The 24,910-nt window shown below is 75.1% G+C and carries 20 protein-coding genes; 4 read left to right on the forward strand and 16 right to left on the reverse strand.

Annotation, left to right across the window (positions count from 1 at the left end):
- Positions 1 to 122: 122 nt before the first annotated feature.
- The 7 genes from WME89_RS32755 to WME89_RS32785 all read right to left on the reverse strand — a co-directional run bounded on the left by WME89_RS32755 (position 123) and on the right by WME89_RS32785 (position 8,659).
- Complete coding sequence (locus WME89_RS32755; RefSeq protein ID WP_438003592.1) at positions 123 to 812, reverse strand: LolA family protein; 690 nt, start codon at positions 810 to 812, stop codon at positions 123 to 125.
- A gap of 249 nt (positions 813 to 1,061) precedes the next feature.
- A complete protein-coding gene (gene ruvC, locus WME89_RS32760; RefSeq protein WP_436622782.1) occupies positions 1,062 to 1,601 on the reverse strand; it encodes a crossover junction endodeoxyribonuclease RuvC in 540 nt (179 codons plus the stop codon).
- Positions 1,602 to 1,605: 4 nt separating this feature from the next.
- Entirely contained in the window at positions 1,606 to 3,114 is a 1,509-nt protein-coding gene (locus tag WME89_RS32765) for an FAD-binding oxidoreductase (RefSeq protein WP_438003593.1), read from the reverse strand.
- Positions 3,115 to 3,198: 84 nt separating this feature from the next.
- The gene (locus WME89_RS32770) at positions 3,199 to 5,340 is read right to left on the reverse strand and encodes a hypothetical protein (protein WP_438003594.1); all 2,142 of its coding nucleotides are present in this window, start codon (positions 5,338 to 5,340) and stop codon (positions 3,199 to 3,201) included.
- A gap of 50 nt (positions 5,341 to 5,390) precedes the next feature.
- Positions 5,391 to 5,588 (reverse strand): hypothetical protein, encoded by a 198-nt coding sequence (locus tag WME89_RS32775; RefSeq protein ID WP_438003595.1) that lies wholly within the window; start codon positions 5,586 to 5,588, stop codon positions 5,391 to 5,393.
- Between the two features lie 267 nt (positions 5,589 to 5,855).
- Entirely contained in the window at positions 5,856 to 6,989 is a 1,134-nt protein-coding gene (locus WME89_RS32780; RefSeq protein ID WP_438003596.1) for a hypothetical protein, read from the reverse strand.
- Positions 6,990 to 7,018: 29 nt separating this feature from the next.
- Positions 7,019 to 8,659 carry a protein kinase domain-containing protein gene (locus WME89_RS32785; protein ID WP_438003597.1) on the reverse strand — a complete coding sequence of 547 codons (1,641 nt, stop codon included), beginning with the start codon at positions 8,657 to 8,659 and terminating at the stop codon, positions 7,019 to 7,021.
- Between the two features lie 260 nt (positions 8,660 to 8,919).
- Here WME89_RS32785 and pdxH point away from each other — a divergent pair, with 260 nt between their 5' ends.
- A complete protein-coding gene (pdxH, locus tag WME89_RS32790; protein WP_437618504.1) occupies positions 8,920 to 9,507 on the forward strand; it encodes a pyridoxamine 5'-phosphate oxidase in 588 nt (195 codons plus the stop codon).
- Between the two features lie 56 nt (positions 9,508 to 9,563).
- Here pdxH and WME89_RS32795 read toward each other — a convergent pair whose 3' ends face one another.
- Entirely contained in the window at positions 9,564 to 9,917 is a 354-nt protein-coding gene (locus WME89_RS32795; protein ID WP_438003598.1) for an HNH endonuclease, read from the reverse strand.
- Positions 9,918 to 10,085: 168 nt separating this feature from the next.
- Here WME89_RS32795 and WME89_RS32800 point away from each other — a divergent pair, with 168 nt between their 5' ends.
- The gene (locus WME89_RS32800; RefSeq protein ID WP_438003599.1) at positions 10,086 to 10,499 is read left to right on the forward strand and encodes a secondary thiamine-phosphate synthase enzyme YjbQ; all 414 of its coding nucleotides are present in this window, start codon (positions 10,086 to 10,088) and stop codon (positions 10,497 to 10,499) included.
- On the opposite strand, the gene WME89_RS32805 is transcribed toward WME89_RS32800, so the two are convergent.
- Positions 10,480 to 10,959: a globin domain-containing protein gene (locus tag WME89_RS32805; RefSeq protein ID WP_438003600.1), complete on the reverse strand. Its 480-nt coding sequence runs from the start codon at positions 10,957 to 10,959 to the stop codon at positions 10,480 to 10,482. The genes WME89_RS32800 and WME89_RS32805 overlap by 20 nt on opposite strands.
- A 371-nt stretch (positions 10,960 to 11,330) precedes the next feature.
- Between WME89_RS32805 and WME89_RS32810 the strand changes: the two genes are divergently transcribed.
- The gene (locus WME89_RS32810) at positions 11,331 to 12,929 is read left to right on the forward strand and encodes a sigma 54-interacting transcriptional regulator (RefSeq protein WP_438003601.1); all 1,599 of its coding nucleotides are present in this window, start codon (positions 11,331 to 11,333) and stop codon (positions 12,927 to 12,929) included.
- Positions 12,930 to 12,968: 39 nt separating this feature from the next.
- On the opposite strand, the gene thpR is transcribed toward WME89_RS32810, so the two are convergent.
- Both thpR and WME89_RS32820 read right to left on the reverse strand, forming a co-directional pair.
- Positions 12,969 to 13,556: an RNA 2',3'-cyclic phosphodiesterase gene (gene thpR, locus WME89_RS32815; RefSeq protein WP_438003602.1), complete on the reverse strand. Its 588-nt coding sequence runs from the start codon at positions 13,554 to 13,556 to the stop codon at positions 12,969 to 12,971.
- A 17-nt stretch (positions 13,557 to 13,573) separates the two neighbouring features.
- Positions 13,574 to 15,505, reverse strand: a complete 1,932-nt coding sequence (locus tag WME89_RS32820; protein ID WP_438012002.1) for a M2 family metallopeptidase — start codon at positions 15,503 to 15,505, stop codon at positions 13,574 to 13,576.
- Between the two features lie 469 nt (positions 15,506 to 15,974).
- Between WME89_RS32820 and WME89_RS32825 the strand changes: the two genes are divergently transcribed.
- Positions 15,975 to 17,015 carry a phosphatase domain-containing protein gene (locus tag WME89_RS32825; RefSeq protein ID WP_438003603.1) on the forward strand — a complete coding sequence of 347 codons (1,041 nt, stop codon included), beginning with the start codon at positions 15,975 to 15,977 and terminating at the stop codon, positions 17,013 to 17,015.
- 125 nt (positions 17,016 to 17,140) lie between these two features.
- Here the strand turns inward: WME89_RS32825 and WME89_RS32830 are convergent, their stop codons facing one another.
- The 5 genes from WME89_RS32830 to WME89_RS32850 form a co-directional block, all read right to left on the reverse strand.
- The gene (locus WME89_RS32830; protein WP_438003604.1) at positions 17,141 to 17,974 is read right to left on the reverse strand and encodes a glutathione S-transferase family protein; all 834 of its coding nucleotides are present in this window, start codon (positions 17,972 to 17,974) and stop codon (positions 17,141 to 17,143) included.
- 42 nt (positions 17,975 to 18,016) lie between these two features.
- Entirely contained in the window at positions 18,017 to 19,486 is a 1,470-nt protein-coding gene (locus WME89_RS32835) for an alpha-amylase family glycosyl hydrolase (protein ID WP_438003605.1), read from the reverse strand.
- A 201-nt stretch (positions 19,487 to 19,687) separates the two neighbouring features.
- On the reverse strand, positions 19,688 to 20,623 hold the full coding sequence (locus tag WME89_RS32840) for an MYXO-CTERM sorting domain-containing protein (RefSeq protein ID WP_438003606.1): 936 nt from the start codon (positions 20,621 to 20,623) through the stop codon (positions 19,688 to 19,690).
- 93 nt (positions 20,624 to 20,716) lie between these two features.
- On the reverse strand, positions 20,717 to 21,322 hold the full coding sequence (locus tag WME89_RS32845) for a hypothetical protein (RefSeq protein WP_437618514.1): 606 nt from the start codon (positions 21,320 to 21,322) through the stop codon (positions 20,717 to 20,719).
- 138 nt (positions 21,323 to 21,460) lie between these two features.
- Entirely contained in the window at positions 21,461 to 24,769 is a 3,309-nt protein-coding gene (locus tag WME89_RS32850; protein WP_438003607.1) for a hypothetical protein, read from the reverse strand.
- Between the last annotated feature and the right edge of the window lie 141 nt (positions 24,770 to 24,910).

Here is a 24,910-nt window from a genome sequence, read left to right on the forward strand (position 1 = left end):
GCATGGCGCGAGGGCGCGACGAGCGCAGGGCCCGGTGACGCTTCGCTTCCTTGAGCTGACGGCGAGATGAAGGCGGCGGCGGCCGCTATGCAGCGCGAGGGGACGGAACGTGGCGGATGGCGTCAGGGGCGGACGACGCGCGTGCCGGGAGGCGGCGTGAAATCGAACTCGCCCTTCGCGACAGGCTGGTTGACGACCGGCGACGAGAAGTCAAACCGGTTCCGGTTGCCCTGCGCATCGAGGATCAGCACGCGGCGGACCTGGTTGGTCTGCCCGTCGACGTAGAGAAGCATCTTCTGGTAGGCAGGGGTCGCCTCCTTCGGCGTCCCCTCGAGGACATAGCCGCCCTCGAACTTCATCTGCGCAGGGTCGAGCAGGCGCAGCGAGAAGTCCTTCGTGAGCTGCCCCTTGCCCATCAGGAACGCGAGCGCCGCCGGGTACTGAGAGCCCTTCACCGGCGTCTCGAACATCTGCTCGTTGTCCTTCTCGTAGACCTTGATCGTGACCCCGTCGGAGACGACGCGATTGCCGTTCGGGGCGTCGTAGGTCCAGCTCATTTTCCCGGGCTTCTCGAAGATCACCTTGCCGGTGGAGACCTTCTTCACGTCCTGGACCTTGATCGTGTACGTCTGCGTGAAGGTCGCCTTGAAGGTCTTCGTGGAGTCGTAGAACTGCTGGACGCGCCTGCCGAGCTCGTCGGCGGTGGGGCCCGCGGCCTGGGACTCGCCCTCGGTCGCCATCACGACCGTGAGGGGCGCCGCCAGCCCGATGAGGCACGCGGCGGCGAGGCGGTAAAGTGAGGTTCGCGTCATCCTTCCCGATCTCCTTTGATGTCCAGAGGCGTGTCGCCTCCGCTCTTCGTGAGACAGGGGCGCCAGTGATGCATCGCCGGTTCCCCTGGCGGCCGCCGCCCTCGCTGAAGCCGGGACGCGCCGCACCGTTTTTCATCTTGGACGCGGTGCGGGCGCGTCCGATGCAGGCTCCATAGCACACGGTGTGTACGCCCGGACCGCCCGGCGGGCCCGGGTTGACGGGAGGCACCGCGCCCCCCTGACCCACGTTCAGCCCAGGCGCGCGCGCCGCGGCCGCGCCCGGGATGGGGCGGGCGCGCCGGACGCCGCCAGCGCGGCCGCGAAGCCCGCGGCGCTGAGGTGCGTCATCGCGATGGCGAGCGCGTCCGCGGCGTCCGGCCGCGGCGGGGCGGCGAGGCGCAGGACCGCGGTCATCACCTGCGCCACCTGCGCCTTCTCGGCCGCGCCCCGGCCGACGATGGTCCGCTTCACCAGCGCCGGCGCATACTCCGAGATCGGCACGCCGGCCCGCGCCAGCCGGAGCAGCACGACCCCGCGCGCGTGGCCGAGCTTCGCCGCGCTCTGCGCGTCCTTCGCGAAGAACAGGCTCTCCACCGCCGCGGCGTCGGGCGCGTGCGAGGCGATCACCTTGCCGAGCTCGTCGTCGATCTCCACCAGCCGGCTGGCGAACGTCCCGCTCGTGTCGATGTCGATGACGCCGTGCGCGATGTGCTCGACGCGCGTGCCGTGCCGCACGAGCAGGCCCCAGCCGAGGTGGCGCGACCCGGGATCGATGCCGAGGACCCGCATCGGCTCAGCACGCCCCGTGCGACGGCGCCGAGACGTGGGTCGGGAAGCCCGGCGCGCGCTCGGCCCCGCCGCCGCGCTCGCCGCGCTCGGCCGCCTCGAGCGCGCGCCGCGGGAAGATCTTGTGCGGGTTGAGCAGGCCCTTCGGGTCGAACACCGCCTTGATCCGCTTCTGGATCGCGATGAGCTCCGGGGACTGCTCGAGCCCGAGGAACTCGGCCTTCGACGTGCCGATGCCGTGCTCCCCGCTCAGCGTGCCGCGCATGCCGATCACCGCGCGGAACAGGCGCGAAAGCGCCGTCTCCACCTGGGGGACGAGGTCCGGGTCGTTCCAGAGCAGGTTCACGTGGAGGTTGCCGTCCCCGGCGTGGCCGTACGTCAGCATGCGGACGCCGGTCGCCGCCGAGATCTCCGCGACCTCGTCGAGCAGCGCCGGGATCTTGTCGCGCGGGACCACGACGTCCTCCGAGATCTTGTGGCGCGCCATCGCGCGCGTCGTCGGCGAGAGCTGGCGGCGCGCCTCCCACAGCCGGTCGCGCTGCGCCTTGTCCTGCGCGACGAGCACGTCGAGCGCCCCGGCGTCCATGCAGACCTGCCCCACCCGCTCCGTCTGGACCTCGCAGTCCGCGGGCTCGCCGTCGACCTCGATGATCAGCATCGCGCCCGCGCGCTCGTCGACCCCGACGCCGCGCGCCCGGACCGCCTCGAGCGTCGAGCGGTCGAGCAGCTCGAGGCAGCGCGGCACGACGCCCGCCGCGACGAGGGCGCTCACCGCGCGCCCGCTCGCGCGCACGTCCGGGAAGAGGCAGAGCAGGGTCATGACCGACGGGGGCTTCGCGATGAGCCGGAGCGTCGCCTCCGTCGTGATCGCCAGCGTGCCCTCGCTGCCGACGAGCAGCGCCGTGACGTCGTAGCCCGTCACGCCCTTCACCGTGCGCCGGCCGGTGCGCAGGCGCGTGCCGTCGATGAGGATCGCGTCGAGCCCGAGCACGTAGTCGCGCGTGGCGCCGTACTTGAAGGCGCGCGGCCCGGCGGCGTTCTCGGCGATGTTGCCGCCGAGCGCGCACATCTTGAGCGAGTTCGGATCGGGCGGGTAGAAGAGGCCCTCGGCCTCGACCGCCGCGTGCAGGTCGGCGAGGATGACGCCCGGCTCGACGACAGCGACCTGCTCCTCGCGGCTGATCTCCTTGATGGAGTTCATGCCGATCGTGACGATGACGATCCCGCCCCCCACGGGCACGGCGCCGCCCGATTTGCCGCTGCCGGCCGCGCGCGGCACGACCGGCACCTCCGCCTCGCTCGCCGCCCGCGCGGCCTTCTCGATGTCGTCGGCCGAGGAAGCGAGCACGACCGCATCCGGGCTCACCGGCGGCTGATCCGACTCGTCCCCCGCGTAGGCGGCGCAGCCCTCGGCCGACGTGATGACCTTCGAGGGGCCGAGCGCACGCTCGAGGAGCCGGCGCGCCTTGTCGACGGCCGACGCCGAAGGGCGGGGGAACGTGGGGTGAAGTCGCATGGCACCTATTTACCGCGGATCGCCCGGCGATGCTGCGGGATCCGCGCGAGCGGCCCCGGCGCTGGCGATTCGCGGAAAACGGGGTCAGAGCAGGTCGAGAAAGGCGAGGAGCGCCTCGATCGCGCCGGGATCCAGCGCGGCGAGGCCCTCGCCCGCGGGCGCGCCGTCATGAAAAAAAGCGCCTGACACGCCGGCCGCGCGCTCGCTGCCCGGCGCGGCGAAGCGCGCCCGCTCGAGCACGTCCCGCAGCGTCCTGGCCGAGCCGTTCGTGAAATAAGGCCGCTTCTTGTAGAGCCGCCGGAGCGATGGCACCCGCGCGCCGTCCTCGTGCACATACGGCACGACGCCGGTCTTCTCGTAGCCGGCCCTGCCCCACACGATCGGGCCCCCGGGCGCGAGCACGAGCTCCTCCCAGCGCTCGAAAGGCACCGCGGAGCCGGGGTCGTCGCTGCGGAGCACGGGCGCGTGGCAGCGCGCGCAGCGGTCCCGGAACACACGGGCGCCGTCGCGCTCCAGCGAGGTGAAGCGCGCGCGGCCGAGGACGGCGGGGTTCCTGCGGTGCGAGAACGCCATCAGGAAGCTCATGAGCGCGCGGCGGAGCGCCTCGGGCGGCAGATCGGCGCGATCGGCGCCGAGGAGCCCGAGGTCGGCGAGCCAGGGCGCGCCCTCGCTCGAGAGGGCGAACCACGGGTCGTGACCGCTCAGCGCGCCGGCGACGCGGAACTCGTTGTCCGCGACCGAGGTGAGATCCGGGTCGAGGGCGCGGGAGAAGTGGGGGCGGTTGTTGAACAGGCCGAGCAGCGGCTTGGTCGTGGCGCGCACGTCGCCGCGGCCCGTGTGGTGCGTGCGGCCGTCGACGTAGCCCTCGAAGTGGCACGTCTCGCACGTGAACCGGCTGAGCGGGCCGTCGGTCCTGTTCCAGGGCGCCATCAGCGACGTGAAGAAGAGCGCCTCCCCGAGGCGGAGCTCCTCCGATCGGGCGTCCTCGCCGTCGTCCTGGACCGGCCTCTTCACGACCGCGCCGCCCGCGTCGAGCAGCCACGCGTCGAGCAGGGGGTCCGCGTAGGCGACCGCGCCGCCGTCGAGCACGGCCATCGCGGCGACGCCAGGGGAGAGCGGGCGGGTGGAGACCTCCGGCGCGGACGAGAGGCCAGCCTCCGTGGCGCGGAAGAGGAGCTCGGCCTGGCGATCGCCGCCGTAGCCGGTCGCGATCACGCGCGCGCCGGCCGCGCCAGAGAGCATCGAGAGCGCGATCGCCTTCGGGGTGAGGACGCCGAGCTCCGAGACGTTCACGGCCGAGAGGCGCGTCACCTCGGGCCGGGCGCCCGCAGCGACGCGGTAGAGGAAGACGAACGAGTCGATGTAGCCGAACGAGCCGCCGGTCCGGTCGAGCGGGCGATCCTCGACCCCGCCCGCGGCGAGCAGGAGGCCGCCTCCCGCGCCGGCGGCCTCGAGCGCGTCGAAGCTCCAGATCGGGCCGTCGTGGCGGATCCGCGCGGCGCCGTCCGACAGCGGGCGGCCGTCCGCGCCGACAGGCAGCACGACGAGCGTATGATCGAGGAGGCAGTCGACGATCAGGTGGCGCGCGAGACGCACGACCCGGAACGGGCCAGCGCCGACCGGCTCGTCCCAGCGCTCGACCTCGAGGCGCCCGTCCGCGCCCGCGCGGCCGGGGCGGAGCGTGAGGAGCGTGCCGGCGCGCTCGTCGAGCGCATAGAGGACGCCCTCGGGGCCGGCCGCGAGGTCGCGGACGCCGTGGAGGCCCGCGAGCTCGATGCGCCCCACGGGCTCGAGCGAGGCGCCGCGGACGGCGTAGCGGAAGAGCGCGGGCGACGCCTCGCCGCTCGCGACGACCTCGCCGGAGGGCAGCACCGCGACGCCCGTCGGCGAGGCGGGCGCAGGGGCGCGGGAGAGCTCGCGCAGCGACGCGTCGAGCAGGACGAGCGCGTCGCGGCCGCGGAGCGGCGAGAGCAGCGCGGGCGCGCCCGGCGCGGCGGGGCGGCCCTGCGGATCCACGGGGCGGAGCGCGATCGGGTCGGGCCCGAGCTGGCGGTCGGAGCTCGGCTGGCGGGAGAAATCGGCCGCGGCCCGGCGGGACGCCTCGAACTGCCGCAGCGGCTCGAGGGGATCCGGCGCGCCGCCGCCGACGACGACGGCCGGCGATGGGGGGCGGCTGTCGCAGGCCGAGGCGGCGAGGCCGAGCGAGAGCGCAAGCGCGAGGCGCATCGCGGCCATGCGTCGAGGCGGCAGGGCGGCGGGCGAGGCCGCCGCGCGGATCACCAGCCGCCGGTGCTCGCCGGCTTGGCGGACTCGGCCGGCGCGGCCTTCGCGGGCTCGGCCTTGGGCGCCGGCGTCACGACCTCGGCCGTCGTCGCGGGCTTCGGCGGCTCGGGCGTCACCTGCTGGGGCTTGTTCTCGCAGCCGAAAAGACACACGGCGCCGAGCGCCACGAGCACCGTCAAGACATTCTTCATGAGGCTCCTCCTGAATGAGCGGGGCAAGCCAAGCACATCCACCGGGCGCTCGGAAGGGGGCGGCGAGCGTCCCCGCGTCTCACGCATCGAACGACCTCGCGCCAAGGAGAGCCAACGACAGGGGCTCTCCGGCTCACCGGAGAATGGATCTCCCCCTGAGCGACGTCGTACGCCGTCCGTGGTTCGACGGGACGGCGGCGATCGCAGTCGAGCTCGAAGGATGGATCCGAGTCGTCTCCTGGAGCCGGCGGGGCCATGGCGCCCCGCTCAGAGCTTGCCCTCGACCCACACGCTCCCGGGACCGAGCCCGACGCGCGCGCTCCAGGGCGCGCCGCCGGCGAGCCCGCGCCCGCGCGCGGACGCCGCCCCGGCCGGAGGCGCGGAGGGGGCCGTGATCCAGAGGATCGCCCCGCCGGCGGCGAGGACCGCCCCGGCGATGAACACCGCCGTCCCGATGTTGCCTGTCCTCACCGCGTCATCGCGGAGATCGAGGCCCGTCTGATCGACGCAGTTGCCCGCCTTGTCGCAATGACCGCCCTCCGTGGCCTCGTCGAAGGTCGACCTGGCCATGAAGCCGAGCGCCGTGCTGACGCCGATCCCGACCACGCCGAGCCCGACCCCGATCATGCCGATCGGCTTGCGGATGCTCCCGCCCTGCGGCGGGGGCGCGTCGGTGGCGGGCGGCTCCACCGGCGGCGGCGCGACCGCCGCCTTCGGCGCGACGCCCGCGCCGGAGCTCGACGCCGGCGCGCTCTCGAGCACGGGCACGGTGACGCTCACCACGCCCGGCTTGTCGATCGCGACCTTCGCCTCCCACGGCTTGTGTCCGGGCGCCACGGCGGCGACCCGATGCTCGCCGGGGTCGAGCGGCACCGCCGTCCCCCAGAGCGCGCGCCCCACGGGGACGCCGTCCCGCGTGAGCTCCATCGCGGCGATCGCCGCCTCCGGCGGCACCACGATCTGCAGGCGCGAGAGCCGCGGCTCGAGCGCGGCGGCCCGGGCGCGCGCCACCCGCTCGCGCTCCGTCTGCCCCGCCGACAGCGCGGCGGCCGCGACGTCGCGGAAGCCGATCCAGGCCGTCGCGGTCCTGCCGATGCGCTCGTAGCAGTCGGAGAGGTTGAAGAGGGTGCCGATGCCCGGGTCGATCGCGTGGCTCTCCGCGAGCTTCGGGCAGGCCTCGGCGTGCTTGCCCGCGGCCATCAGCGCGCGCCCCTCGTCGAACAGCGCGACCGCGGCGGCGCGCTCCTCCCTCGTGGGCTCGGCGGCGCGCGCGGCCGGCGCGAGGGCGGCGAGCGCGGCGAGCGTCGACAGGACCGCGAGCGCCCGGCGGCGCGCGCCCCCGGCCGCCGCGCCGCGGCCGGCCCCCGGACTGATGCTCGATGGACGACGATGGCAAAGCAAGGCGGGACCTCTCCTGGGCTCAGGTGATCTCATCGAGGATCGGAAAAGAAGTCCTGAGGCGCGGTCGGCGTGGGCCGAGGCGGCGAGGGCCGCCCCGGCGGCCGCGTACCCTTCACGGACGCGGCAGGCCGCGGCTCTGCGGACCCGCTCGCCGCCGGCTGCACCGTCGCGCTCGCCGCCGGCTGCACCGTCGCGCTCGCCGCCGGCTGCACCGTCGCGCTCGCCGCCGGCTGCACCGTCGCGCTCGCCGCCGGCTGCACCGTCGCGCTCGCCGCTGGCTGCACCGTCGCGCTCGCGCTCACCTGCGGCGCGGCGTCGCCGGCGGGGAGCTCGGGGAGCTTGCCGGCCGTGTGATCCTCCTCCGCCGACGGCTCGCCGTGCGACGCCGTCTCGAGCGATGACGAGGGCGCCGCCGAGTCCCCGGACGCCGCGTCCGGCGCGGAGGGGCGGAGCACGAACCATGCGAGCCCCGCGGCGCCGAGGAGCGCCGCGGCGATGGCCGCCACGATCCCGAGGGCGCGCGCCCCGGCGCGGCGCTGGCCCGACGAGGCGCCCGTGCCGCCCCACGAGCGATCCGTTGCCGCGCCGTCCGTCAGGACCTCCGTGGGCACGCCCCACACGGCCGCTGCCGCCACGCCGCGCGCGCTCGAGTTGCCGCCGGACGCCGGCGTCGCGCTGGGAGGCCCGGGCGACGTGGAAAGCGGGCGCCGCGGCGACGCGAGCTCGCCGCCTCCCTCGGCGAGCGAGCCCGGGCGCACCCGCAGCACGCGCGCGGCGCGCTCGGCCAGGTGCTGCGCGTGCGGCGGCGCGAACGGCGCGAGCTCGGCGGCGAGCTCGGCGATGTTGCCGAAGCGATCGGCGGGCGTCTTCTGGAGGCAGCGCTGCACCACCCACTCGAGCCGCTGCGGCACGTCGGCGCGCAGGGCGCTGGCCCGCGGCGGCCCCTCCAGGATGCGATCGTAGATCTCCATCACGGAGTCGCCATGGAAGGGGGTGGCGCCCGTGAGCAGCTGGTAAAGGATGGCGCCCATCGACCAGACGTCGGCGCGCGCGTCGACGCTCTTCGACGAGACCATCTGCTCGGGCGCCATGTAGAGCGGCGAGCCCAGCATCGCCGAGCTCTCGGTCATGTCGCGCTCCTTGGGCGCCGCCGGCTCCGCCGCGAGGGCCATCTTGGAGATGCCGAAATCGATGACCTTGATGAGCGGGCTGCCATCGGCCCGCTGGCTCAGGAACAGGTTCCCCGGCTTCAGGTCCCGGTGGATGATGCCGAGCGCGTGCGCCTCGGCGAGCGCCTCGCACGCCTGGAGCAGGTAATCGCAGGCGAGCTCGACCGGCAGCGGGCCGCGACTGCGCAGGAGAGCCTTCAGGTCGGTGCCCTCGAGGTACTCCATCACGAGGTAGGGCTCGCCCCGAGCGAGCGTGCCGACGTCGTACACGCGCGTCACGTGCTCGCTCCGGATGCGCGCCGCGGCCTGCCCCTCGCGCAGAAAACGCGCCACGAGGTCCGCGCGCTCGCGGGCCTGCGGCAGCAGGAACTTGATGGCCACCCGCTCGCCGAGCAAGAGATGGCGGGCGGCGACGACCACGCCCATCCCGCCCTCTCCAAGGACGCGCTCGACCTCGTATTTCTCCGCGAGGACGTCCCCCACGTTGACCGGTACGACCATGCACGCCCTCGCTCTGGGTCCTCGCTAGTATCAAACCAGGGAGTGGGCCACAACGCGAGCCTTCCCGGAAATGGTCGCTCCCGCGCTGCCCTCGGCGCCTGCTCGCAGCCGCGTCAGCCGGCGAGCGCGCCCCGCCAACCGGCGCGCGGCGGCGAAAGCGCGCGCCGCGCCGCCGCGACACCCGGGTTCGCATGGCGAAACGAGGCGTTCGGGTTCGCCTGCGGCGCGCCCTGCTTGTATATGCATGCCGCGATTGCGCCATGACCACCGAGCCGACCGATCCCTTCGTCCTCGCGCGCGAGCTCCTCGAGCAGCGGCAAACCACTGAACCGACCGACGCGACCGCCATGACGCTGGCCACGGCGGACGCGTCCGGGCGCCCCTCGGCGCGGATGGTGCTGCTGAAGGGCATCGACGATCGCGGGTTCGTGTTCTTCACCAACTACGGCAGCCGCAAGGCGGTGGAGCTCGAGGCGAACCCGTTCGCCGCGCTGTGCATCCACTGGGCGAAGGCGGCCGAGCAGATCCGCGTGGAGGGCCGCGTCGAGCGGGTCACCGAGGCGGAGTCGGACGCCTACTTCGCGACCCGCCCGCGGGGCAGCCAGATCGGCGCGTGGGCGTCGCGGCAGAGCGCGCCGCTGCCCTCGCGCGAGCGGCTCGTCGAGCGCGTGCGCGAGATCGAGGCCCGCTTCGAGGGCCGTCCCGTGCCGCGGCCGGAGTTCTGGGGCGGCTACCGGGTGGTGCCGGAGCGCATCGAGCTCTGGCGCGGCCAGGAGAGCCGGCTGCACGACCGCGTGGTCTACCACCGCGACGGCGACGGCTGGCGCGTCGAGCGGCTCTACCCCTGACGCGACGAGGACGGCGCCGTGAGCGGCGCGCATCCCGCCGCCGCGGCGCGGCCAGGCTACGTCGCGGCGCCGCGGCGGCGGCTCTCCTTGCGCTCCCTGAGCCGCTCGATCACCGCGACGAGCTTCGGGTCGTCGCGGCGCCGCACGTCGAGCCGCATGCCCTTCAGCGCGTTGCACCGGCCGCACGCGAGCGCCAGGTTGTCGAGCGCGTCCGTGCCGCCGTGCACGCGCGGGACGATGTGCTCTATCGTCGCGCGCTGGATCGGCTCGCCATCGAGGCCGACGACGACGTGCGACAGGCAGTGGATGCACTTGCCCACCCACGCCGCCTGGCCGCGGATCTCGGTGCGCTCGAACGTCGCGTCGGTGGCCACGATGTCGAGGATCAACCGTCGCCGCGCGGCCTTCACGGCGATCCATCGTAGACCCTGGGCGCCTGGCCCGCACGCGGTTCGCGCCGGGCCGGCAGGTGGGCTATGGAGCCCCGGAGCCGGCGCGCGCCCGCGGCGACAGGCGGCCTCGGCGCGCGATCGACGTGCGCGCCGCGCCACGCGCCGTGGCCGCGCGCGGGAGGAGCCATGAAGTCGAAGACCGAATATTTCTACTTCGAGACGAAGGCCAAGCGCGAGCTCGTCAACGTCACCGACCGCGTCGCGGCCGTCGTCGCCGCGAGCGGCATCCAGGAGGGCATGGTCCTCGTGAGCGCCATGCACATCACGGCCGGCGTGTTCGTGAACGACCACGAGCCCGGCCTCTGGGAGGACATCTGGACGTGGCTCCAGGAGCTCGCGCCCGAGGGGCCCGATTACAACCACCACCGGACCGGCGAGGACAACGGCGACGCCCACCTCAAATCGATCCTCGTGCACCACCAGGTGATCGTGCCGATCACCGCGGGCAAGCTCGATCTCGGGCCCTGGCAGCAGATCTTTTACGCGGAGTTCGACGGCAAGCGGCGCAAGCGCGTGGTCGTCAAGGCGATGGGGGAGTGACGCCGCCGGCGGCGTGGCCCGCGGCGCGCGCCGCGTCGGGCCGACCGGCGCCGTGCTCCCTCGCCCCGCGCTGCATGAGCGAGGCGATCGCGCCGAGCGCGTCCGACCAGGCCTGCCGGTGCGCCGGGGACCAGTCAGCGCCGGCGACCTCGGACATGGCGGAGATCAGCGCGTCGGCGACCCAGGGGTACATCTCGTCCGTGACGCCGTAGTCGACGTGCTTGGCCCCCATCGCCATGAGCTTCTCCTCGAGCCAGGACGCGTCCTCCAGCCGGTCGATGACCGCGACGAGCGCCTCCGCGAGCATCTTCTCCTGGTGCTCCCGGCTGTTGCGCCCGAAGAGCGGCCTCACCTGCGGGTATCGCGAGAACAGGATCCCATAGAAACGATGCGTGAGGTTGGGCTCCCTCTCGAGCACGAGCTCGAAGCTCTCCCGCAGCAAGCCAACGTTCAGTCCCATGATCTACCTCCCAGCGGGCGCTGCGCCGCGCGCACGTCGTCCTCGACCGCCACGTCGCGGTCAGCTCACGTGCGCTGACGTCGTTCACGTCAGCTCGCGCCGTCGTAGTCGCCCGTCGACTCTCGGAGTTCGCACGGGCCGTGCCAGGCGCGCCTCGCCGGTGGATCGCGCCGATCCCGCCGGATCGGCGCGCCGGGCGACCCGCGACGGTCTCCTCGGGGAAACCTGGCGCGCTGCCGAGCGCGGCCGCTCGGGCGTCCCGACCGCGCGCCGCCCCGCCTGCGCGCTTGCCCCGCCCGACCCCACGGTGTTTCCTGCCGTGGTTTCCGACAGGAAACCGCCGTCGCCCCCCGCCTGTCCGAGGAACCCGCGTGACCCTGCTCGACGCCGTGCTCAGCCTGTCCGAAGCGCCCGCCCGCGACGAGGCGCTGCAGCGGATCCTGCGCGCGCTCGCGCAGGCGACCGCGGCGGACGCGCTGTCGGTGCTCACGGCCGCGGAGGACGGGTCGGTCGGCGTCGCCGCGCAGATCGGGCTGTCGCCGGCCGCCCTGGGGCTCAGCTTCAACCCCGCGGAGCACCCGAGGCTCCGCAGGGCGACCCTGGCGGCCGGGCCGATCCGGTTCCTCGACCCGAGCGAGCCCGACCCGTACAGCGGCTGGCTGCTCGGCAGCGCCGGCGAGATCCACCCGATCCACGCCTGCATGGCCGTCCCGCTCCGCGTGCAGGGCCGCCTCGCCGGGCTGCTCACGCTGGACGCCTGCGATCCCCACGGCCTCCGCGGCCTGCGCGACGAGGACGCGCGCATGTTCGCCGGGCTCTGCGCCGGCGCGCTGCGGCTCGACATCGGCCCCGGCACCGCCCTCGCCGCGGGGGCGCGGCGCGCGGCCGGCGGCGGCGCGCTGCCCGGCGGCTCGGCCGCGATGCGGCGCGTCGAGCGCGAGATCGCGGTGCTCGCCCCCCTTTCCGTGCCGGTGCTCGTCACGGGGGAGACGGGCGTGGGAAAGGAGCTCGTCGCCCGCGCGCTGCACGAGCGGTCGCCCCGGGCGAGCCGGGCGCTCGTGATCGTCAACTGCGCCGCGATACCGGCGCAGCTCGTCGAATCGGAGCTCTTCGGCCACCGCAAGGGCGCCTTCACCGGCGCCACGGCGGCGCGCGCCGGCAGGTTCGAGGCGGCCCACGGCGGGACGATCTTCCTCGACGAGATCGGCGAGCTCCCGCTGGCGGCGCAGGCGCAGCTCCTGCGCGCGCTGCAGGAAGGCGAGATCCAGCCCGTGGGCGAGGACCGGGCGCGCCGCGTCGAGGCGCGGGTCGTCGCGGCCACGAACCGCGATCTGCGGCGAGAGGTCGCCGAGGGGCGCTTCCGCGCCGATCTCTTCCACCGGCTCTGGGTCTACCCGATCTGCGTGCCCCCCCTGCGCGAGCGGCGCGAGGACATCCCGGCGCTCTGCGAGCGCTTCGCCGCGGAGATCGCGGACGAGCTCGGCGCGGCGCAGGTGGACTTCGACGAGCCGACCCTGCGCGCGCTCACCCAGGCCGGCTGGCCGGGCAACGTCCGCGAGCTCAAGAACGCCGTGGAGCGCGCCGTGCTGCGCCGGATGATGGCCGAGGGCACCGGCGCCGCCGGCAGGACGCTCGTCCTCCGCCGCGAGGACGTCGACGACGCCGACGAGCACGGCGCGCTGGCCCGCCCGGGCGCGCCGCGGATCGAGCTCCCCGGAGAGCGGCCGTGGCCCGCGGGCGAGCTCCCCGGAGAGCGGCCGTGGCCCGCGGGCGTGCCGCCAGGGGCGCCGGTGGAGCCGCTGGTCGAGGCGCTGGAGCGGGCCCGGCGCGAGGCGTTCGCGCGCGCCTTCCGGGCGGCCGGCGGCAACGCCGCGATGGCCGGCCGGCTGCTCGGGGTGAGCCGCTCGTTCGCCTACAAGGAGGCGGTGCGGCTCGGGCTCATCCCTGCGCCCGAGCCGCGCCGGCGCTGAGGCGGGCGGGAGAGCTCCCGCCCGCCCACGGGTCGGCGCTCAGCGCCCCGGCTCCGGGTTGCCGATCCCTTCCAGCGGGACGCGCGCGAGCGCCGTGTAGCGCGCGCCCTTCGGGGTCATCTCGCTCTGGTAGACGATGATCTCCTCGATCCGCGTCTCGCCGAAGTCCACGTTGCCGATCGCCTGGGCGCACGCGTCGAGCGCCGGGTCGCCGCGCGGGTCGCGCGAGCGGGCGAGGGTGAGGTGGGGCTCGAACGGCCGGTCCTCGGGCACGTAGCCCGTCGACATCGAGAGCGTCTGCTCCAGGTCGCGGTGGATCGCGGTGAGGGCGCCGACCGCGCCGCCCACGCCGAGCCAGAGCACGCGCGGACGGCGGCGCGTGCCGAACGCGCCGCCCTTCTCGACGCGCAGCGTGAGCGGCCTGTGGAAGGCGGCGACGCTCCCGGCCGCCGCGATGACGAGCGGCAGGCGCTCCTCTCCGATCTCGCCCATGAAGGCGAGCGTGATATGCAGCCCGGCAGGCTCCACCCACTTGGCGGACGGAGCCCGGGGAGAGAGCTCCCGAAGGAGCTCTCCAGCCTTGGCGAGGAGCTCGGCTCCCGGATCGACAGCGACGAAGACGCGCACAGCTCACCTACGCCCGATTACCACCCACAGACTTCACTCTTGTTCTGTTCCTTCAGCCACCGCCGGAGCGGCTCGAAGTACTCCAGCACCGCGCCCGGATCGGTCTCGCTCTCGCCGGTCATCGCCTGCATTGCCTCCTGCCACGGGCGGCTCGCGCCGAGCGACAGCATGGCGCGCAGCTTCTCGCCCGCGGCCTTGCTGCCGTAGATCGAGCACGTGTGGAGCGGCCCCGTGTGCCCGGCCGCCTTGCACAGCGCGCGGTGGAACTGGAACTGATAGATGTGCGCGAAGAAGTAGCGCGTGTACGGCACGTTCGCCGGGACATGGAACTTCGCCCCCGGGTCGAAGTCGGCCTCGCTGCGGGCCACGGGCGGCGCGACCCCCTGATACTTGAGCCGCAGCGCCCACCACGCCTTGTTGTAGTCGGCCGGACTCGTCTTGCCCGAGAACACGTCCCAGCGCCACTGATCGATGAGCTTGCCGAAAGGCAGGAACGCGATCTTGTCGAGCGCCTTCTTGAAGAGGAAGTTGATGAGCCCCTTCTCGTCCTCAGGCACCCTGTCGATGAGCCCCAGCGTCTTCAGGTAGCTCGGCGTCACGGAGAGGGCCAGCGTGTCCCCGATCCCCTCGTGGAAGCCGTCGTTGGCGCCCGACTGGAACAGGATCGGGAGCTTGTAATACTGGTGATAGTAGTACACGTGCCCGAGCTCGTGGTGGATCGTGATGAGATCCTCCTCGGTCGGCTCGACGCACATCTTGATGCGGAGATCGTCCCGATCGCCCACGTCCCAGGCGCTCGCGTGGCAGACGGCCTCGTGATCGACAGGCTTCTTGAGCAGCGACCGCTCCCAGAACGTCGCCGGCAGCGGGTCGAACCCGAGCGAGGTGAAGAACCGCTCGCCGAGCGAGACCATCTGCTTCTCGTCGAGCTTCTTCGCCTTGATCTTCCGCGTCACGTCGAGCGACGGCTGGCCCTTGTACGGCTCCATGAGCGCGTAGATATTCGACCACTCCTGAGCCCACATGTTGCCGAGCAGGTGGGCCGGGATCGGGGCCTTGTCGCCGATCCTGTCCTTGCCGTAGATCCCGCGCAGCTTCGAGCGCACATAGCAGTGCAGCTCGTCATAGAGCGGCTTCAGCTTGCCCCAGAGCCGCTCGGTCTCGGCCTCGAACGCCTCGGGGGGCATGTCGTACCCGGCCCGCCAGAGCGCGCCGACGTCCGGGAAGCCGATCTCCGCGGCCCCCTTGTTGCCGAGGGCCACATAGCGCTCGAACTTCGGCCGGAGCGGCGGCGCGATCGTGTGCCAGCCCGACCACGCCTCGAGCAGCTCGTCCCATTTGCGGCTGTTCTTCAGGATGCCGGAGAGGTCGTTCAGCGCCAGGCACTTCGGCGCCGCCGCGCCGCCCGCCGCAGCGCGGCCTGCAGCCGCGGCCTGCCCGAGCTTGCCCTTCGGGCAGTACTTGCCCTTGCCGTACAGGCTCGTCATCTCGACCGAGAGCGCGGCGAGCTCGGCGCGCTCCGCCGGGTCGCTCGGGGCCGGCAGGGAGGTCGAGATCTTGAGGAGCGTCAGCTGGCGCGCGAGCTCCGGAGGCAACGCGAGCCCGTCGAAGCGCCTCGCCGCCTTCATCGTGCGGTTGAGGTACTCCATGCTCGCCTCCTCGGCGGAGGCGGAGAGCGCGTCGGTGTCGTCCGTGATGAAGGTCTGGTTGACCCACCCGGCGCGCGCCGACTGGAGCCGCAGGGCGCGCAGGTCCCGGTCCACGCCGGCCAGGAAGGCCTGCGCCTCGGCCGGGCCGGGGGGCGCCGCCGGCCGGAGGGCGGCCTGGGGCTGCGGCGCCGCGGGCGAAGGCGGGGCAGCGGGCGCCTCCTGGCCAGCAGGCGGCGGCGGCGCCGCGGGGGACGCCGCGCCGCTGCACGCCGAGCCGAGCCCGAGCGCGACGAGCAGCATCGGGCGCTGGATGGCCGTCCGGACGAGGGCATAGCGGACCACGGGCCCTTCATACACGCCGGACCGTGCCGAGGGAACCAGGAGCGACGTGCGATCGACGCGCGAGCCGACACGCCCGCCTCCGGCGGCGCCCTACCCGCGACCAGGACGAACCGACCGCGCTCACGGCTGCCAAGCGGCCGTGAACTGCCGTTACAATGCGCCCCCACCATGAGGAATGCTCTCGCGCCCAGGCCCACGACCTCCAGGAGTCCTCGGCCTCGCCGCCTCCGCCGCCCCGGCCGCCGCCTCGCTTGCCAGCCGACGCAGCGACGAGCGCGGCCCGGGAGCCCGGCGCGGCGCCCGCCCGCGTCGCCCCGCGACGCGGCGGCGCTCCTCGTGGCGGCGAGCTGCGACGATCAGGTCCGGTGCGGGCTGATGCCCGACCACGAGGCGCGCGCCACGACCGTGTGCGCGCCGGGCGGCGGCCATGAGTGAGCTCGAGAATTTCTCGTTCGTGATCCCCGGCGAGCTCGCGGGCATGGCCTACCCCCACGCGGAGCGGGCGCTCGAGGAGCTCGCGGAGCTCGGCTTCCGCAGCGTCGTGTCGCTCTCGCGGCGGGCGCCGCCGCCGCACGCGCTCGGGTCGCTCATCCACCTGCACTGCCCGCTCGCCGACTTCACGCGCATCCCGAGCGTGGACCTGATGCGCGCCGTGGCGTTCCTCGGCCGGGCGCCGCGGCCGATCGCCGTCCACGGCGAGGGCGGCGTCGGGCGCACCGGCGTCGTCCTCGCGTGCCGCCTCGTGTCGCTGGGCCGCTCGGCGGCCGACGCCGTCGCCGAGGTGCGGCGCGCGCGGCCCGGCTCGATCGACGACCCCGAGCTCGAGGCGTCGGTCGAGGCGTTCGAGATCTTCTACCGGAGCGAGCAGGAGCAGGCGACGCCGGCCCCCTTCAACTTCGCGCCCGCGTCGCCGCTCGATCGCGTCGTGCACGGCGCGGAGCGCCCCGGCTTCGGCATGGCGCTGTGGTCGGCGTCCGGGATCCGCTCTTCCGTCGTCGTACCGCCGAGCTCCGGGGCGAGCCCCGATCCGAGCGACGCGCCCGTCGAGGCGTGGCTCGGCTTCATGGCGCGGCAGGGCATGCGCGAGGTGCTCTGCCTGCTCGACGAGGGAGAGCTGGCGCTGCACCGGACCCCGCTCCTCGGCCGCTACCAGCGCGAGTTCCTGCGCGTGACGCACGTGCCGCTCGAGGAGGGCGCGCTCCCCACGGCCGAGGCCCTGGAGCAGGCGCTCGCCGCGCTCCGGCGCGCGGAGACCGGCGGCGCGCCCATCGTGGTGCACTGCGCCTCCGGCGACGGCCGCGCGGGCATCGTGCAGGCGGCGTGGCTGCGCGCCCGCCACGGCCTCGCCCCCGAGGCGGCGATCGCGTCGGTCCGGGACCACGCGCGGCACTTCGGCGCGCGCCGCGATCCGCTGAAGGCAGGGCCGGCGGTGCGGGACCTGCTCGCGCGCGTGCCGGCGCGCGGCTGAGCGCGTAGGGCCGGCGGCGCGGGACCTGCCCGCGCGCGGCTGAGCGCGTAAGGCCGGCGGCGCGGGGCCTGCTCGCGCGCGTGCCGGCGCGCGGGGGCGCCAGCGCGCGCCCGCGGCGCCGCGCGTCACCCGTCCGCGTGGAGCCCCGCCTTCTGGTGTCGGTGGTCGCGGTACAGGCGCCGGACGAACGCGCCCGCGGGCTCGCCGCGGAGCGCCTCGATGAGCTCGCGCAGGCCGGCGGGCAGCTCGCCCGCCGGCGGGAACGGCACCGGGTGGTGCTCGGGCGCGAGCAGGGGCGCGGCGAGCGCGGCGAACGTGAGATCGGCGGCCGAGAACCGGTCGCCGACGAGGAACGGGCGCCCGTCGCGCAGGCGCTCGTTCACCGCGTCGAGGACCGCGCGGAGCTTGCCCAGCGAGCGCTCGGCGCCGGCGGCGTCGACGCGCATCATGCGCCTCATGATCGCGCGCACGACAGGGAAGTAGGCGCGGAAAGTGCCGCGCCCGAACCACCAGGGCGGCGCCACGCCGGCGCCCTCCAGCGCGCGGAGCGACCCGCGCATCACGGAGAACATGGCCTCCTCGTCGGGCAGGAGGTGGAAGTAGACGATGCGGCGGACCGCGGGGCCGAGCTCGCGGTCGAAGCGCTCCTCGAGCGCCTCGACCCCGGCGCGGCGCGCGTCGGGCTCGCCCGGGAAGAGCGCGTGCTCCACCGGGACGCACGCGTCGGCGTACCGCAGGATGTCGGTCGAGTCGCAGATCGCGCCCGCCCGCGAGACGAGCACCGGGACGGCGCGGCGCCCGCCGGCGCGCCGCGACGGGAGCGCGTGGGCGAGCGGGAGATAGGACTCCTCCCGGTACGGCACGCCGGCGCGGTCGAGCGCCCACCGCGCCTTCTCGCAGAAGTGGCTGAAGGGGATGGTCACGAGACGGAAAGGCGCGCCCGCGCCGGGATCAGACATGACGACCTCCGCGCGCGGGGCGACCCGGGCGCGCCGCCCGCCTCAGCGCCGGATCTCGAAGAGGTGGATGCCGTACGCGGGGAGCTCGACGCCGAGGCCGCGCGAGAGATCGACGAGCTCGTCGCCGTCGCGCGGATGCTCGTTGCCGGTCATGAGGTCGACGAGCAGGACCTTGCGGCCAGCGACGCCGGCGATGTCGAGCGGGATGCGGCACCCGCTGCGCGACGGGGCGAAGTTGACCACCGCCACGAGCGGCGCCGCGCTGCGGGGCGCGCCGCAGGCGGGGAGCGGCTCCCACCGGTAGGCGACGAACGCGTCGGCGCCCGGGCCGCGCGGGGTGAGCGTGGCGAAGCTCCCGGTGCGCAGGATGGGGCGGCGCACGGCCGTGAGCAGCCGCTCGTGGAAGGCGAGGCAGGCCTGGTCGACCGGCTCCTCGGGGGCGCGCGCGAGGTGCATCGAGGCGCGCACCGTGCGCCCCTCGAGCTGGCCGTGGTGGATGAACCGCATGCCGGGCACCGTCGCCGCGATGAACTCCGCGGCCCGGCGCCGGTCGGGCGGGAGCACGGCCGCGATGCGCGGCTCGTCGTGGTGCTCGATGAACCGGACGCTCCGCCGCTGGTAATCGGACGTCGCCGCGAGGTGGCCGCGGACCGACGACGCGGAGGCGTGGCTCAGCCGATCGTAAAGGCTCTTGTCGAAGGTGTAGTCGAACCCGAGCATCTGGAGGCGCCACTCGAGATCCCAGAAGGCCTCGCCGATGAAGACGAAGCTCGGGTGGTCGCGGCGGACGGCGTCGATCGCCTCGGCCCAGAACTCGCCGGTGGCCTCGGCCTTCCGCTCGGTGGGCGGCCGCTTGGCCCACGTGCGCCGGAAGACGTCATCGAGCACCAGCATCGCCATGTCGCAGCGCACGCCGTCGCAGCGCGAGGCGATGCTGCGGAGCGCCTCGGTCGAGGCGGCGCGCGTGGCCGCGAGGCGGTAGTCGAGCTGGGCCGTGTCGGGCCAGGGCGGGATGTAGGGATCGCGCCCGCTGAGCGGGGCGCCGTCGTCGCCGACGACGAAGCACTCCGGCTTCTCCTTTACCCAGTGGTGATCGCGCGCGACGTGGTTGGGGACGAAGTCGAGGATGAGCCCGATGCCGCGCGACGCGAGCCGCCGGCGCAGGTCCGCGAGCGCGGCGTCGCCGCCGAACACGGGGTTGACCTCGTACCGCGCGACAGCGAACGGGGAGCCGACGACGTCGGCCTCGGTCCAGTCCGGCAGCACGCGGTCGTACTCGGCGCGCAGGTCGGGGTGCGCCAGCGACTGGCGCGGGCCCTCCTGGCCGAGCGTCCAGACGCCCATCAGGTACACGTAGTCGACGCCGAGCGCGGCGAGCCGGTCGAGCGCCGCGTCGGGCACGCTGGCGAGCGTCACCTTCGCCTTGGCGGCGCGCGAGAGCTCATGGAGCCAGACACGCGCGAAGAGCGCGTACAGCAGGGGGTGCTGGTGGGCGGGGACTAGGGAGCTCATCGATTGGGTTGGGACGGCGGGCCCGCGAGGGAGTCGTGGGCAGGCGGCGTCGGCGGGGATTCTCTGCGCGCTCGGGTGGTCCCCGCAAGGGCGATCGCGAGGTGCGACCGCCGTCGACCGAGTCCGCGCGCAACGTCCAGCACAGAGGGCCGTCTCGCCGAGACAGGTCCGCCCCCGCTGCCCCTGCGCCGGGCGGCGCGGCTACGCGCGGCGCCCGCGGCGCCTTCGGGCGAGCGCGACCGCCGCGCCCAGGGCGACGAGCGGCAGGGCGAAGGGCGTGGCGGCCTCGTCGGGCGCGAGACGGCAGCCGCAGCCGCCCTGCTTCGGCGACACCGGAGGCGGCGCCTCGTCGGGCGGGAGCTCCGCGGAGGACGGCTCCGCGTCCGCGGCGTCGGACGCAGGCTCGTCCGCCGCGTCGTTGGCGGGCTCGTCGCTCTTCTCGTCGTCGGCCTTGTCCGCCTTGTCCGCCTTGTCGTCCTTCTTCTTTTTCTTCTCGCCGGTGAACACGATCGCGCGGCGGTCGATGATCTCGTTGTCGCCCTGGAGGGTGATCTTCTGCTTCTGACCCATCTGCACGCCGTCGCTCGCGCGCTTGATGACGAGGTCGTACTCGCCGGCCTCGAAGCCGCGATCGCGGCGGAGGATGAAGTCGAACTTCGTGATCGCGAAGATCTTGCCGCTGCCGTCGGAGAAGCCGACGTCCATGCTCTCGTTGATCCCCTGCTGGTTCTGGAGCGGGATCTTGTTCAGGATCGGCTTCTCGGGCGACTGGTCGGTGAGCGCGCGCTCGTAGTGCACCGTCGGCGTGAACGCGAACAACATCGGGATGTGCGCGAGGTGCGGCGCCCCTCCGTAGTTGATCGTCATCTTGAGCTTCCAGCGGCCGTCGTCCTCCTTGGGGGAGCGATCGGCGATGGTGACGGTGCCGGCCGCGTGCGCGGCGCTCGCGGGCAGCCACGCCCCGAGCAGGGCGAGCGCGGCGGCGACGACGCGCGCGAGCAGGAGCCGGCGGCCGCCGTCGAGGCGGCGCGCCGCGCCGGCATGGGCGTGAGCGGGGCGGGCGTGGGATCGCTCGGCGCGCTGACGCCGCGCGCCGAGCTGGGACAGGTGACCGGTTCGAGGTCGGGCGGTTCGCATGCGCAGCACGCTACCAGGGATTTCGTGGAAACGAGGTGCGTACGAGGGGGCCAGGCGGCGGCGCGGTGGCGGGCGCCTGGCGGCGGGGCGGGGTCAGTCCGGGAACCAGAGCAGCGCGTCGGAGGTGGGCTTGTAACAGGCCTGGCGGCCCGCCTCCTCGTTGTCCGTGCAGCTCGCGTTGTCGAAGCAGTCCATGATCTCGTAGCGGCCAGTGGCGTTGTAGATGGTCGAGAACATCGCGCGCTGGGCCGACTCGAGCTTGCCGTACGTGGCCTTGCAGGTGGGGATGGGGACGCGCTCGCAGCGGAGCATTCGCGCGCAGCGGGACTCGAGGACGGGCGCCGCCGCCGGGTCGTCCGGGTTGATGTTGACGGCCACCTCGTCGTTGCACTCCAGGATGATCTGGCTCCGGTCCGGCGAGCTCTCGGTGGCCGCCTCCATCCGGCGCGAGAAGCAGCTCGTCATCGCGCGGAGGTAGGTCGGCGACGAGGTCGGGTAGGCGGCCTTGCACGCGTTCATGTGCTCCCAGGAAGCGCCGGCACGCTGGAGCTTGGCGAGCGCGGCGCACCACTCGGCCTGGGCGGCGATGACGCCGTCGCGGTCGGGGAAGCTGGTGGGCCGCTCGGAGCACGCGGTCAGCAGGCCGAGCATCGACGCGGCCACCGCGATCGGCAGGGCCAAGGATCGAAGGGCGGGCATGGGGCGACCCTAGCACGAGAGCCCCGCCGGAGCGGAATCTCCGGGGACACGCCGCTCGCCAGGGCCGGTCGGACAGGCTCTTTCTTCACGGCCGGTCGGCGGGAGCCCTCGTCAGGGGCCGGTCGGCGGGAGCCCTCGTCAGGGCCGGTCGGGCAGCAGCTCGCAGCGGAGGCGCGCGCCGCCGCCGCGGAGCGCGGCGGACCCGCCGGGGCCGAACACCGCGGTGAGACCCGGCGAGCCCCCGGCCGGGGCGCGCAGCTCGATCGCCTCGACGCACAGCGCGCCGCCACCGCCGGCGAGCAGCGCCGCCGCGGGGACGTCCTCGTCGAACAGCGGCGTCCCGCTCCTCGACGCCACCCGCAGCGTGGCGGGCAGCTCGGCGATGAACCGGTGCGACGGCCGCGCGCCGCCGCAGCCGCCGGCGCCGATCTCGGCGAGCGACGAGAGGGAGCCGAGCGGCTCGAGCGGGCCGACCTGACCGCGGGCGACGTCGAGCGGCCCGGCGATCACCTCTCCTGAAACGACGGAGTAGCCGACGATGGCGAAGCCGGGCGCGTCGAGCCGCCGGCCGAGGGTGAGCCGGACGCCCGCCACGTCGGGCACCGGCGCGAGCCCGGCGATCGAGAGGGTGGCCTGCGGCGTGGCGAGGAGGAGGGTCCGCCTGGCAGCGTCGAAGGCGAGCAGGTCGCCGCCCGGCAGCTCGGCCGCGGCGGCGATCGCGGCGGCATGGTCGAACGGCAGCAGCGCCGACGGGGCGGCGCCCGCGCGCACGCGGAGGCCGCGCGGCTCGCCCTCGCCGCGCGACCGGCCCTCGCGGAAGAGCAGCAGCAGATCCGCGGGCGCCTTCGCGCCGGGGGCGAGCAGCACCGGGACGGCATCGCCGGACGCGGTGGCGAGCGATGATCCATCGCGGAGCGACAGGCGGCGCGGCGCGGCGGTCGCGAAGGGCGGGAGCACGCTGGCGATGAAGACGCCGTCGCGGAGCGTGCCCAGGGGGGACGACGGGGCGGTCCAGAGCGTGACGGCCGGGGGCGCGGCGCCAGGGAGCCGCGCTGCCGCGAGGCCGCGTGGCGCCGCGGGCCCGGCGCGCGGGGCGCGGCGCGGCGCGGGGTCGGCCGGGGGCGGCGGGAAGGACGAGAGGTCATCGTCGAGGCGGCAGGAGACCAGGGGCGGGGGCGCGGCGCGGACCGCAGGGGCGGCGGCGGGGGCGTAGGGCGGCGGCGCGCTGCGCGGCGGCGGCGGAGGGCCGCCCCAGCCGAGGCGGACGAGGCCTTGGTCGCCCATCGCGCAGCCGATCGGAGAGCAGGAGAAGGGGGTGCCCTCGTCGAGCGGAGGCTCGATCTGGCGAGCGGGAGGGCCCTTCACCGGGCGCCACGAGCGGCCGCCGTCGGTCGACTCGAAGAAGGCCGGCGGGGCGTCGCCGGTGGCCGCGAGCGCGAACCGCCCGCCAGCGACGACCTGGGTGACGCCGGCGGGGAGCGGAAAGACCGTGACGCCGCCGCGCGCGTCGATGCGCAGGCCAGCGACGCGGCCGCCGCGGCGGCGCGAGAGCTGCGGCGCGGCGGGCGTGGGTGGGGCGAGCGCCTCCGCCCCGAGCAGCGCCTCGTCGGCCGGCGAGGCGCCGTCGGCCGACGAGGCCGCTTCGGGCAGGTGGAGCCAGCCGCGCACGGCGCCGTCGTCGTCCTCCCAGAAGTCGGTGTCGATGAGGCGCGGCGACGCGGCGTCGTCGGCGAGCGCCGGGAAGGCGCCGCCGGCGAGCGCCGGGTCGCGCTCGCGCACGCGGATCACGCGGACGCCCTCGGGAGCGGCGGCGCCGCGCTCGCGGGAGGCGGGAGGCCGCCCGCGCGGCGCGTCGCCCCCCGGATCCGGCGCCCGCGCCGGCGGACCTCCCGGCGCCTCCAGCACGAGCGCGGTGACGGCCCCGCGCTCGCCAGGGATCCAGCGGTACAGGCGGCGAGCGTCATCGCCCTCGATCCCGCGCTCGACCCAGTGGCCGCCGCCGGTGCGCACGCACGCGCGCGCGGCGCGATCCTCGAGCGGCTCGCCGCGCCCCGCGCGCGTCGTGTCGGAGCGCGGCTCGCCCGGCAGCGGCAGCGCGGGCGGCCACGGCGAGCGCTCGCCTCGCTCCGACGTGGCGCGCGCGGCGTCGTCCGGCAGCTCCGGGAAGTCGTGGAGCCCCGGCGGCGCGCTGCCGCACCGGCCGGCGAACGCGAGGCGGCCGCGATCGTCGCCGAGGAACGACCCCCTCGTGGTCGCGAGCGGATCGGGATCGCGGCCGCGGGCGGGGAACGTCGCCTCCAGCCGCGGCGCGGAGAGCGCCGCCCCGAGGCGCAGCACGTGGGCGGCCTCGTGCGCGCAGGCGAGCAGGACGTCCTCGCCCGCGCGGAACGGCTGGCAGCGCGCATAGCGCGGGTCGAGGCTCGCGATCTCCGCCTCGGCGAGGGGCCCGGCGGTCGCCGCGGCGAGGAGGGCGAGGCCGCCGTCGCGCGCGACGAGCAGCCTGCCGCCAGGGAGGAGCGCGCCGGTCGCCGCGGCCAGCGCGACGGCGTCCGGGGCGAGCGCGCGGCTCGAGGCGGCGTCGCGCAGCGGGTCAGGCGCCGGCGGGAGGTGGAGCGAGGGGCTCGGCCCGTCGCGCGGCGGCTCGGGCTCCGCGGGCACGAGGCCGGAGGCGGTCAGGCGCAGCGCGGGGCTGCCCGACGGGCCGAGGAGCGCGATCGCGTCGCCGCGCTCCTGGAGGAGCGTCGTGGCGAGCCCGCGCGTCTCGAGCACGTCGGTCCAGGTGGCGCCCCCGTCGAGCGTGACCGAGGCGCGGCCGAGCAGGTCGAGGCGCGCCGCGCGGCGGGCGTCGAGCGCCACGGCGTCAGCGACACCCGCGGCGCCGTGGCGGCGGAGGGAGAGCGTGGCCGGGTCGAGCTCGAGGAGACCGCGGTCGGTGCGCAGGAGGATCGCGTCGAGGTACGGCCGCGCGCCGCCCGGGGCGCCGACGTCGGCGATCGGCGCGAGCGCGCCGAGGAAGTCGCTGGCGCGGTAGACGCGGCCCTCGGACCACAGGACGAAGCCGCCGCCGAGGCGCGCCGGGATGGACCTGAAGCCGCGGAGCGGCTCGGAGGCGGGCGCGGCGGCGAGCACGACGCCGCCCTCGAGGCGCACGCGGAGCCCCTCGTAGAGCGCGGGCTCCGGCCGGGGCGCGGGCGAGCCCTCGCCGGGACCGGCGGCGTCGAAGAGGACCCCGACGCCCTCGGTGAGGACGTAGCGCGCCGGAGCGAGCGGCGGCGGGTCGGCAGGCGCAGCGGCCAGCAGCGCGGCGGGGCGCGGCGCGCGCTCGGGGGCGGCGCTGCACCCGCCGGTGAGGCCGAGCGCGACGAGGACGCCGGCGCGGGAGGTCAGCGCCGCGGCGGCGAAGATCGCGCGGCGCAGGGCGAACGGCGCGGCGCCTTGCCGTTCCATGATCAGCGCCTCCAGCGCGCTCCGCACGGGCTCACGCGGCGCATGGTAAGCGATCCGGGAGCGCACCGCAGCGCGGCTCCTGGTCGACCCCTCCCATCGCCGCAGGCGCTGCCCGGGCCAGGGCGGGGCCGTTCGACCCGT

This window comes from Sorangium sp. So ce321 (genome assembly GCF_051530195.1).
Taxonomy (GTDB): Bacteria; Myxococcota_A; Polyangia; order Polyangiales; family Polyangiaceae; genus Sorangium.

Excerpts from the sequence above, each read along its gene's own strand:
- WME89_RS32755 (WP_438003592.1), bottom strand. The coding sequence starts at position 812 with ATGACGCGAACCTCACTTTACCGCCTCGCCGCCGCGTGCCTCATCGGG.
- ruvC (WP_436622782.1), bottom strand. The coding sequence starts at position 1,601 with ATGCGGGTCCTCGGCATCGATCCCGGGTCGCGCCACCTCGGCTGGGGC.
- WME89_RS32765 (WP_438003593.1), bottom strand. The coding sequence starts at position 3,114 with ATGCGACTTCACCCCACGTTCCCCCGCCCTTCGGCGTCGGCCGTCGAC.
- WME89_RS32770 (WP_438003594.1), bottom strand. The coding sequence starts at position 5,340 with ATGCGCCTCGCGCTTGCGCTCTCGCTCGGCCTCGCCGCCTCGGCCTGC.
- WME89_RS32775 (WP_438003595.1), bottom strand. The coding sequence starts at position 5,588 with ATGAAGAATGTCTTGACGGTGCTCGTGGCGCTCGGCGCCGTGTGTCTT.
- WME89_RS32785 (WP_438003597.1), bottom strand. The coding sequence starts at position 8,659 with ATGGTCGTACCGGTCAACGTGGGGGACGTCCTCGCGGAGAAATACGAG.
- pdxH (WP_437618504.1), top strand. The coding sequence starts at position 8,920 with ATGACCACCGAGCCGACCGATCCCTTCGTCCTCGCGCGCGAGCTCCTC.
- WME89_RS32800 (WP_438003599.1), top strand. The coding sequence starts at position 10,086 with ATGAAGTCGAAGACCGAATATTTCTACTTCGAGACGAAGGCCAAGCGC.
- WME89_RS32805 (WP_438003600.1), bottom strand. The coding sequence starts at position 10,959 with ATGGGACTGAACGTTGGCTTGCTGCGGGAGAGCTTCGAGCTCGTGCTC.
- WME89_RS32820 (WP_438012002.1), bottom strand. The coding sequence starts at position 15,505 with ATGCTGCTCGTCGCGCTCGGGCTCGGCTCGGCGTGCAGCGGCGCGGCG.
- WME89_RS32825 (WP_438003603.1), top strand. The coding sequence starts at position 15,975 with ATGAGTGAGCTCGAGAATTTCTCGTTCGTGATCCCCGGCGAGCTCGCG.
- WME89_RS32830 (WP_438003604.1), bottom strand. The coding sequence starts at position 17,974 with ATGTCTGATCCCGGCGCGGGCGCGCCTTTCCGTCTCGTGACCATCCCC.
- WME89_RS32835 (WP_438003605.1), bottom strand. The coding sequence starts at position 19,486 with ATGAGCTCCCTAGTCCCCGCCCACCAGCACCCCCTGCTGTACGCGCTC.
- WME89_RS32840 (WP_438003606.1), bottom strand. The coding sequence starts at position 20,623 with ATGCGAACCGCCCGACCTCGAACCGGTCACCTGTCCCAGCTCGGCGCG.
- WME89_RS32845 (WP_437618514.1), bottom strand. The coding sequence starts at position 21,322 with ATGCCCGCCCTTCGATCCTTGGCCCTGCCGATCGCGGTGGCCGCGTCG.
- WME89_RS32850 (WP_438003607.1), bottom strand. The coding sequence starts at position 24,769 with ATGGAACGGCAAGGCGCCGCGCCGTTCGCCCTGCGCCGCGCGATCTTC.